Below are 847 nucleotides of genomic sequence, written 5' to 3'. Positions count from 1 at the left end.
GGATCGCCTAAGGTCGTCGCGGTTCCCGGTGTTCCGCCGGGGGTGGCGTCGCCGTCCGGCGGGCGTCCGGGTCGGCCCGCTGGGTCGTGTGCAGGGGAGGTGTCATGGCTGCCGAGGTTGCTGCGGCTGATGGTGCGCTCAAGGCTGGTGCCGATGTGGTCGCGCGTTCGCGTGGCGAGCTGCAGCGGGAGCTGAGCTCGTTGGAGGGCAAGCTGGCCGGGATCGGGTCGCACTGGCAGGGCGCCGGTGCGGTCGCGTTCACCGCGTTGATGACGCGCTGGCGTGAGGACGCGGCCAAGATCGTGTCCGCGCTGAACGAGTTCGAGGCGAACCTGCAGGCCTCGCAGTCCGCCTATGTCGCGTCTGACGACGCCCAGCAGTCGCAGTTCTCGCGGCTGCAGGGTCGCCTGGGCTGATCCCCGATACCCGTAGACGAGAGAAGGGGACGCTGATGAGCGACCTGAAGGTGAACTTCGGTGGTCTGGCCACCGCTGCTGCGGACATCGCCTCTGGTGCCAACCAGATCGAGGCGCAGCTGAACGACATGGACTCCTCGCTGGCGCCGCTGCGCGCGAACTGGTCCGGTGAGGCTGCCGCGTCCTACGAGGCCGCCCGCGCGAAGTGGACCGCGGCGATCACGGACATGAAGGCGCTGCTGGCCGACGTCGGCCGCGCGGTGTCGACCTCGGGTGAGGACTACCAGTCGACCGAGCGGTCCAACGCCGCCCGCTGGTGAACCAGCACGGCTGAGCGGTACCGAGCTTCACCCGCAGCGCCGGATCCCGACGGGGTCCGGCGCTGCGGGCACGACGAGAAACATGGAGGGGGCGACGGTGGCTGGTGAGGT

Annotated in this window: 2 protein-coding genes; both read left to right on the top strand. The window is 69.9% G+C overall.

The features are described 5' to 3' along the window. Positions 1-104 precede the first annotated feature (104 nt). A complete protein-coding gene (locus tag Cch01nite_RS22595) occupies positions 105-416 on the top strand; it encodes a WXG100 family type VII secretion target (protein ID WP_203758772.1) in 312 nt (103 codons plus the stop codon). 35 nt (positions 417-451) lie between these two features. Then, a complete protein-coding gene (locus tag Cch01nite_RS22590) occupies positions 452-736 on the top strand; it encodes a WXG100 family type VII secretion target (protein ID WP_203758771.1) in 285 nt (94 codons plus the stop codon). The last annotated feature ends 111 nt before the right edge of the window (positions 737-847 follow it).

This window comes from Cellulomonas chitinilytica (assembly GCF_016862675.1).
Classification (GTDB): Bacteria; Actinomycetota; Actinomycetes; order Actinomycetales; family Cellulomonadaceae; genus Cellulomonas; species Cellulomonas chitinilytica.
The sequence above is the reverse complement of the archived record's forward strand: the minus strand, read 5'-3'. Positions and strand labels throughout refer to the sequence as shown.

Excerpts from the sequence above, each read along its gene's own strand:
- Cch01nite_RS22595 (WP_203758772.1), top strand. The coding sequence starts at position 105 with ATGGCTGCCGAGGTTGCTGCGGCTGATGGTGCGCTCAAGGCTGGTGCC.
- Cch01nite_RS22590 (WP_203758771.1), top strand. The coding sequence starts at position 452 with ATGAGCGACCTGAAGGTGAACTTCGGTGGTCTGGCCACCGCTGCTGCG.